The organism is Micromonospora sp. NPDC049580, assembly GCF_040675595.1.
Classification (GTDB): domain Bacteria; phylum Actinomycetota; class Actinomycetes; order Mycobacteriales; family Micromonosporaceae; genus Micromonospora.
In genome coordinates this window covers 1-7,708 of the sequence record NZ_JBFAPG010000310.1, presented here as the reverse complement: position 1 = coordinate 7,708, position 7,708 = coordinate 1, and the positions used below count along the sequence as shown (strand labels likewise).

Below are 7,708 nucleotides of genomic sequence, written 5' to 3'. Positions count from 1 at the left end.
CTCCAGGGCGCGTCGCAGCCGGGCGTGCTCGGCCAACTCCCGGCGCAGCACCCCCGGCTCGGCCGCTCCGGTGAGCTGCCCGTCCAGCTCGGCCAGCCGGGCGTCCACCTGCTCCTGCCGGGCGCGGGCCTGCACCAGCAGCCGCTCCAGGTCACGCGCCGCCGCGTCCCGCTGCTGCACCACCGCCTGCGCCGCCTTGGTGGCGGCCCGCGCCGCCTTGCCGGCGGCCGTCGCGGCGGCCACCGCCGAGTCGGCCGGAACCGCCGGCACCTCGGCCACCGGGTGCTCGCACACCGGGCAGGCCGCACCGGGATGCAGGTGCACTCGCAGGCTGACCGCCAGGTCGGTGGCCTTCGCCTCCTCGTGCGCCCGGAAGGCCGCCTCCAACTCGGCGTCGGCCCGCTCGGCGTCCGCGCGGGCGGCGGCCAGCGCCGCGACCGCCGTGGCGTGCTCCTCGTCCGCCGCGCGCACCGCCGCGCGGACCGTGTCGGCCTCGCCGGTCAGCCGATCCCGATCGTCGTACGCCCGCAGCAGCAACCGCAGCGCGCTCTCGTCACCGGCGCCGGCCAGCTCACCGCGCAGCTTCTCCTCCCGCTCCTCGGCCAGCGACACGGCCGTGGCCGCGGCGTCGGCCTCGGCCCGCGCCGCGCTCACCGCGCGGGCCACCTCGGCCACCCCGTGCGGGGCACGCACTCCGGACAGCACGCCCAGCTCGTCGTCGAGCGCGGTCAGGGCAGCCGCCGCGTCCCGCGCCCGTGCCCGGGCCGCCGCCAGCTCCGGCATGGCCCCGGTCACCGCGTCGGCCAGCTCGGCCATCCGGCCCACCCGGGCGTCGGCCTCGGCCAACGCCTCGTCGTCCACCCCCGTCAGACCGGCGAGCACCTGATCGACCGCGTCCAGCCGGGCTTCCGCCTGCGCGGCGCGCGCCGTCGCCCGCTTCTGCACGTCCTCGTAGACGCCGAGGCCGAGCAGGTTGACCAGGATCTGCTGCCGGGTCGCCGGCTTGGCGTGCAGGAAATCGGCGAACTGGCCCTGCGGCAGCACCACGCAGCTGGTGAACTGCTCGTACGGCAGCCCGACCGCCTCCAGCACCGCCTGTTCCATCTCGGCGGGCGTCCCGGCGATCACCTCGCCGAGGTCGTCCGGGCTCAACCCGGTGTCGAGTTTGGTCACGTCGAAGCCGGCCGGCATCACCTGCAGCCCGGCGTTCGCGGTCTTCACGTTGCCCCGGCCGTCCCGGCGCACCACCCGGGTCGCCACGTACCGGGCGCCGCCGGACTCGAAGACCAGCCGCACCCGGGCCTCCGTCGCCGACGGCGCCAGCGCGTTGGCCAGCCCGCGGGCGCCACCCCAGCGGGGCACCGTGCCGTAGAGCGCGAAGCAGATGGCGTCCAGCACGGTGGACTTGCCCGAGCCGGTGGGGCCGATCAGCGCGAAGAAGTCGGCGTCGGTGAAGTCGACCGTCGTCTCGTCCCGGAAGACCGTGAAGCCGGCCATGTCCAACCGCATCGGCCGCATCAGTGCTCGACCTCCTCGAAGAGCTCGTCGAAGAGTTCCCGCACGCCCTCGTCGGCGTGGCCCCGGCTGTCCAGGTAGTCGGCGAACAGCTCCCGTGGCGAACGCCCGGACCGCTGCGCGATCCGCGCGCCGCTGCCCGGCGCGGCGAGCAACTCCGGGTCGATCCGGATCTCCAGCGCCCGGGGCAGCAGCTCCTGGATTTCCTCGCGCAGGCCGGCGCGGGGCTGCTCCCGAACGAACACCCGCAGCCAGGCGTCCGGCGCCTCGATCTCGGCGAGCTGGGCCAGGGTGCCGCGCACCGTCCGCAGCGCGCTCGCGGCGGTCACCGGCACCTCGCGTACCCGGGCGGCCGTGCTGGCGGTCACCTCGACCACCGTCACCGAGGGCACGTTCTCCTGCTCGCCGAAGTCGACGGCGAGCGGGCTGCCGCTGTAGCGCACCGGGCACGGGCCCTCGACGCGCTGCGCCCGGTGCAGGTGGCCCAGCGCCACGTAGTGCGCGGTCGCGGGGAAGACGGTGGCCGGCACCGCGTAGCCGAGCACCGTGTGCGCGTCCCGCTCACCGCCGCCGGCCGCCGCGCCGGTCACCGTCAGGTGCGCGGTGACCAGGTGCACCCGGTCCGGCTCGGCGAAGCCCTCGGTGAGGCGGCCCAGCACACGGCCCAGGTGGTCGGCGTACGTCTGGTTGGCCTCCGCGGCGGTCAGCTCGTACATCTCCAGCGCGCGGATCGCGTACCGCTGGGACAGAAACGGCAGCGCGGCCAGCTGCCACCGCTCCCCGCCGGCCGTGGTGCCGTCGATCACGTGCTCGGCCGGGTTCTCGCGGACGCCCCCGCGCAGCGTGATGCCGGCGGCCTCGGCCCACGGCCGCAGCGCGTCCAGCGCTGGGCCGTTGTCGTGGTTGCCACCGATCGCGACCACGTCCGCGCCGGTCCGACGCAGCGCGGTCAGCGCCCGGGTGACCAGCCGGGTCGCCTCCGAGGTCGGCGCGGCCGTGTCGTAGAGGTCACCGGCGACGATCACCAGATCCGGCTGTTCGGCACGGGCGATGTCGATCACCCCGGCGAGGACGGCCTTGTGCTCCTCGGCCCGGGACTGCCCCTTGAGCACCTTGCCCACGTGCCAGTCGGAGGTGTGCAGGATCTTCACAGTTGCACCGGCCCCTACCTAGAACGGGATGTCGTCGTCGGTGCCGCCGCCGGAGCCCACCACGGCGAACGGGTCGGCGGACTGGGTGATCGAGCGCAGCGTCTCCGAGGGGGCGCGGCCCGCCTCGGAGACCCGGGTCGCCCACGCCGGGAACGGGAACTCCAGGCAGAGCGGCACCGGGATGTCCGGCTGGTTGACGAACATGGTGCCCGGCTTGGCGAGCAGCGCCCGCTGCCGCTGTGCGGGCGGCAGGAAACCGTACTCCGGGCGGGACGCCTCGGCCGGGTCGAGCCGCCCGACCACCCGGATCGCCGAGTTGGTGACGATGCGCCGCTCCACCTCGCTCGCCGTCTGCTGGGCGCCGATCAGGATGACCCCGAGCGACCGCCCCCGCTCGGCGATGTCGAGCAGCACCTCCTTGATGGGGGAGGAGCCCTCCCGGGGTGCGTACTTGTTGAGCTCGTCGAGGACGACGAACAGCAACGGCTTGGCGGTGCCGGACTTCTCCTTGCGCTCGAACTCGCTCTTGAGCGTCACGCCGACGACGAAGCGCTGGGCCCGGTCCGGAAGGTTGTGCAGGTCGACCACTGTCACCTGCGCCGACTCGCTCGTGTTGATCGAGTGCGGGCGACGGGTCGCCAGGTCGCCACGGATCAGCCGGGCGAGATCCTTCTTGCTGCCGATCAACCGGCGGGCGAACGCGTTGACGGTGCCCAGGCCGACCGCGCTGCCCGCCCAGTCGGAGCGGGTCTCGTCGTCGTTGAGCGCCTCGACGATGTGGTCGACGAGGTCGCCGTAGGAGCCGAGCCGGACCCCGTCGATGCTCACCCCACCGTCGGCGGGCTGGGCGTAGCGGGCCAGGTGCGCGGTGACCGAGTGCACGACCATCGTGTACTGCTGGCGCTCGTCGTCGGCGTCGGCGAAGACGTACGGCAGCAGGCGGTCGGCACAGAACTCGCTCAGCGTCCAGTAGAAGGCGTCCACGCCGGTGAGCCGGCTGCTCACGTCCGGGGTTCCGGCCGCGTCGCCGACCCGGGGCGGGGCGTACACCCGCACGTCCGGGAAGGCGCCGGCGCTCAGGCCCAGCTTCGCGTACGCCGCCCGGGTCGGCTCGTCGAGGCGCGTGTTGGGGTGGTCGAGGAACAGCAGGTCCTCGCCCTTGACGTTGAAGATCAGCGCCTTGGCGTTGACCGCGTCGCCGCCCAGGACGCCGGAGCGGAAGACCGAGTAGAGCAGGAAGGTGGCGAAGCTCGTCTTGGTGGCCACCCCGGAGATGCCCGAGATGGAGACGTGCGCGCCCCGGCTGCCGTCGAGGAAGTCGGCGTTGAGGTAGACCGGCACCCCGTCGCGACCCATGCCCATCGGGATGCGCCGCTCCATCCGGTCGAAGTGCAGCGCCCGAGCCCGTGCGTCGCCCTCGGCCCGGTGCACCACCGCCCCCGGGGTCGGCGGCACGTAGAACTCCGGGTCGACCCGGGTGGTGGTCACCTCGGCCGCCTCCTGCACCTGGGCCGGCAGTGTGCCGTCGGCGATGGCGAACACGTCGGAGTCGAACTGGGCGCCCTCGTGCCGGGCCCGGACCTGGGTGACCACGCCGGCGATCGTCACCGGCTCGCGGTCGGGCAGCTCGCGGCGGGTGACCACCACGTCGTCGAGCTGGAGGTAACTGCCGGGCGCCACGGCCGTCCAGAACTGCAACGGGGTCGCGTCGGCGGTGCCCAGCACCCGCCCGACCGCCTCGCCCGGGCTGTCGAGGTCGGCGTCGGTCATCGGGCGACTCGGCTCGGTCGGGCATCACGGTCGGCGCGCATGACGTGCATCCTGCCCGAGGAGTACGACAGGTCGCCACGCGACGCGGCGGAGGACACGATGCCCGGTCACACTCGCGACGCTCGGTGTGTGACCGGGCGACGGTTCGTCACGGGCGGGCGTGGCGGAGCATGAGGACGCCGTCGTCGGCGGCGAGCACGTGCCGCAGCGGCAGGTGCCGGGGCGCGCTGGCGTCGCCGGCGGTGATCCGGCCCGCGCCGGGGCCGGCGAGCAGCGGCGCGACGGTGAGGCACAGCTCGTCCACCAGGTCGGCGGCGGTGAGCGCGCCGAGCAGGTGCGGGCCGCCCTCGCAGAGCAGTTGGGTCAGCCCGCGCCGGTGCAGCTCGGCCAGGCCGGCGGCGAGGTCGACCCGGTCGGTCCCGCAGCGCAGCAGGTCGGCGACGTCGGTCAGGCCGGGCGGCGGGTCGGCGTCGGCGCGGGTGAGCACGATCGGCCGGACCGGGGCGTCGGCGAAGGCCGTCTGCGCCGGGTCCAGGTCGAGGGAGCCGGAGACGACCACCAGCGTCGGGTACGCGGCCAGCCCGTTCGCCCGCCGCCAGGCGCGTCGCGGATCGTCGAGTCGGACCGCGCGGTAACCCTCGTGTCGCAGGGTGCCGGCGGCCACCACCAGGGCGTCGCAGACCATCCGCAGCAGGCCGAAGACCCGTTTGTCCGGCTCGCCGGACAGGCCGGCGGAGTAGCCGTCCACACTGACCGCGCCGTCCAGGCTGGCGACGAAGTTCACCCGCAGCCGGGGCTGGTCCGCGCGCTGGTAGAGCGCGGTAAGCGTGGCGTCGTCGAGCGGTTGGGTGGACGGCTCGGGCCAGAGTCGCCGGATCGGGATTCCGACCGTCATTCGCCGGCCGGACCGGTGACCGGAGGGGTCGGTTCGGCGGTACGGTGCTGGCAGTCGCACCAGTTCCGGCCCGGGCAGTCATCGTGCCGCCGGGCCCGGCACGCTCGGCAGATCATGCTCGCAGCCTAAGCCGCTCAAGGACAGGACAGCATGCCGCGTCAGATCTTCCAGTTGAAGATGTCCCTCGCCGGCGTACGTCCGCCGGTGTGGCGCCGGGTGCTCGTTCCGGCCGGCTACACGCTGGACCGACTGCACCGGGTCGCCCAGCACGCGATGGGCTGGCGGGACTGCCACCTGCACTCGTTCGAGATCGACGCGGTGGCGTACGGCGAGCCGGACCCGGACGGGGGCCTGGCGCTGCACGACGAGCTGGACGTCCGGCTGGACGCGGTCCTCGGCAAGGGCAGCAGGTTCTCCTACACGTACGACTTCGGTGACTGGTGGGAGCACGACCTCGTCGTCGAGGACGCGCTGACCGCCGATCAGGACGAGCGGTACCCGGTCTGCCTGGACGGCCAGCGGGCCTGCCCCCCGGAGGGCATCGGTGGGCCGTCGGGCTACCAGGCGCTGCTCGCGGCCCTGGCCGATCCGACCCATCCGGAGCGGGCCGTGCTGCGGGGCTGGGTCGGTGAGGGCTTCGATCCGACGTTCTTCGACCCCACCGTCGCCACCACACTGCTGCGTCGCTTCTGCTGACCCCGCCTGGCGTACGGGTCGACGTCCGTCACTAGCGGTGCCGGTCTGAAACAGGGCGGTAACGATCTGGGAACGCTCCCATTGGTCTATTGACACCCTGGTAGCGCCCCGGCAATCTCATGGGAGCGCTCCCGGGGAGTGGCGGAAGTCTCCTTCACAGCTCTCCCCAGATCGTCCACGACCACCGGTCCGGCGGCGGCAGGGGCGCTGCAGCACCCCCCACCACGCACGACACACCAAGCCTCACCACTTGAGAGGGGTCAGGATGAGCGTCACCTCACGTCGTCGCTTTGCGGCGATCGCGCTCGCGTCCGTCGCCGTACTCGCCTCGGCGACCGCCTGCGGCGACGACTCGTCGTCCGATTCGGACGGCGGCAAGGTCACCCTGGTCGTCGACGTCTTCGGCGACCAGGGCTTCGGATACGAAGATCTTTACAAGCAGTACCAGACTGAGCACCCGAACGTCACCATCCAGGAGCGCGGCAAGGGTCTCGGCCTGGGTGACTACAACACCCGGCTGACGCAGCAGATCACCGCCGGCGCGGGCGCCGGCGACGTCGTCGCCCTCGAAGAGGGCACGATCGTGCAGTTCTTCGCGCAGGCCGACAAGTTCGTGAACCTGGCCGACCACGGCGCCAACGACCTGAAGAGCAACTTCCTGCCCTGGAAGTGGGAGGGGGGCCTCACGCCGGACGGCAAGGTGCTCGGTCTCGGCACCGACGTCGGTGGCATGGCCGTCTGCTACCGCAGCGACCTCTTCAAGGCCGCCGGCCTGCCGACCGACCGCGAGCAGGTCGGCGCCCTCTGGCCGACGTGGGACGCGTTCATCGCCCAGGGCCAGAAGTTCGCCGCCGCCGACAAGAAGCACAAGTTCGTCGACTCGGCCACCAACTTCTACAACATCGTGCTGATGCAGACGGCGGGCGCCGGCAGCGGCTACACCTACTTCGACAAGAGCAACAAGCTCGTCGTCGGCGAGAACCCGGACGTGCAGTCCGCGTTCCAGCAGACCACCAAGATGATCAGCGCGGGTCTGTCGAACAACCTGCGGAGCTTCTCCAACGAGTGGAACGCCGGTTTCAAGAACGGCAGCTTCGCCACCATCGGCTGCCCGGCGTGGATGACCGGTGTCATCAAGGGTCAGGCCGGTGACGCGGCGGCCGGCAAGTGGGACGTGGCCAAGGCGCCGGGCAACGGCGGCAACTGGGGCGGTTCCTGGCTGGCCGTGCCGAAGGCCAGCAAGCACCAGAAGGAAGCCGCCGAGCTGGCCAAGTTCCTGACCAGCGCCAAGAGCCAGACCGAGGCGTTCAAGAAGGTCGGCAACCTGCCCTCGTCGCCGCAGGCTCTTGAGGACCCGGCCGTGCTGGCCGCCACCAACGAGTACTTCAGCGGCGCACCGATCGGCAAGATCTTCGCCGCCGGCGCGAAGGAGCTGAAGCCGGTCTACCTCGGCCCGAAGAACCAGGCGGTCCGGGACGCGGTCGAGAACGCGCTGCGCAGCATCGAGCAGGGCAAGGCCGCCGACGCCGCTTGGCAGGACGCGGTGAAGAACGGCCAGGCAGCAGGCAATGCGTGTGGGCCGGGTTGTCGGCTGGCGGGGTGACGTCGCGTTCGCCGTGTTCGTGGAGAAGGGCGGGGCCAGCACCGCCTCAGCCGTCCCGATCGCCGAGCGCTTCCTCCG

At 72.7% G+C, this 7,708-nt stretch carries 6 protein-coding genes; 2 read left to right on the top strand and 4 right to left on the bottom strand.

Annotated elements, in window-relative coordinates; all coding sequences use genetic code 11:
* The 4 genes from AB0J68_RS22215 to AB0J68_RS22200 form a co-directional block, all read right to left on the bottom strand.
* Positions 1-1,518, bottom strand: a 1,518-nt coding sequence (locus AB0J68_RS22215) for an SMC family ATPase (protein ID WP_363940331.1), incomplete at its 3' end; no start/stop codon positions are given.
* Complete coding sequence (locus AB0J68_RS22210) at positions 1,518-2,666, bottom strand: exonuclease SbcCD subunit D (RefSeq protein ID WP_354860892.1); 1,149 nt, start codon at positions 2,664-2,666, stop codon at positions 1,518-1,520. The genes AB0J68_RS22215 and AB0J68_RS22210, both read right to left, overlap by 1 nt.
* 18 nt (positions 2,667-2,684) lie before the next feature.
* Positions 2,685-4,436, bottom strand: a complete 1,752-nt coding sequence (locus tag AB0J68_RS22205; RefSeq protein WP_354860891.1) for an ATP-binding protein — start codon at positions 4,434-4,436, stop codon at positions 2,685-2,687.
* 148 nt (positions 4,437-4,584) lie between these two features.
* On the bottom strand, positions 4,585-5,331 hold the full coding sequence (locus tag AB0J68_RS22200; RefSeq protein WP_354860889.1) for a pyrimidine reductase family protein: 747 nt from the start codon (positions 5,329-5,331) through the stop codon (positions 4,585-4,587).
* 150 nt (positions 5,332-5,481) lie between these two features.
* Here AB0J68_RS22200 and AB0J68_RS22195 point away from each other — a divergent pair, with 150 nt between their 5' ends.
* Entirely contained in the window at positions 5,482-6,027 is a 546-nt protein-coding gene (locus AB0J68_RS22195; RefSeq protein ID WP_355063917.1) for a plasmid pRiA4b ORF-3 family protein, read from the top strand.
* 265 nt (positions 6,028-6,292) lie between these two features.
* A complete protein-coding gene (locus AB0J68_RS22190) occupies positions 6,293-7,630 on the top strand; it encodes an extracellular solute-binding protein (RefSeq protein WP_363940328.1) in 1,338 nt (445 codons plus the stop codon).
* The last annotated feature ends 78 nt before the right edge of the window (positions 7,631-7,708 follow it).

What these genes read in the sequence shown, in the direction of transcription:
- AB0J68_RS22205 (WP_354860891.1), bottom strand. Translation starts at nt 4,436, where the DNA reads ATGACCGACGCCGACCTCGACAGCCCGGGCGAGGCGGTCGGGCGGGTG.
- AB0J68_RS22200 (WP_354860889.1), bottom strand. Translation starts at nt 5,331, where the DNA reads ATGACGGTCGGAATCCCGATCCGGCGACTCTGGCCCGAGCCGTCCACC.
- AB0J68_RS22195 (WP_355063917.1), top strand. Translation starts at nt 5,482, where the DNA reads ATGCCGCGTCAGATCTTCCAGTTGAAGATGTCCCTCGCCGGCGTACGT.
- AB0J68_RS22190 (WP_363940328.1), top strand. Translation starts at nt 6,293, where the DNA reads ATGAGCGTCACCTCACGTCGTCGCTTTGCGGCGATCGCGCTCGCGTCC.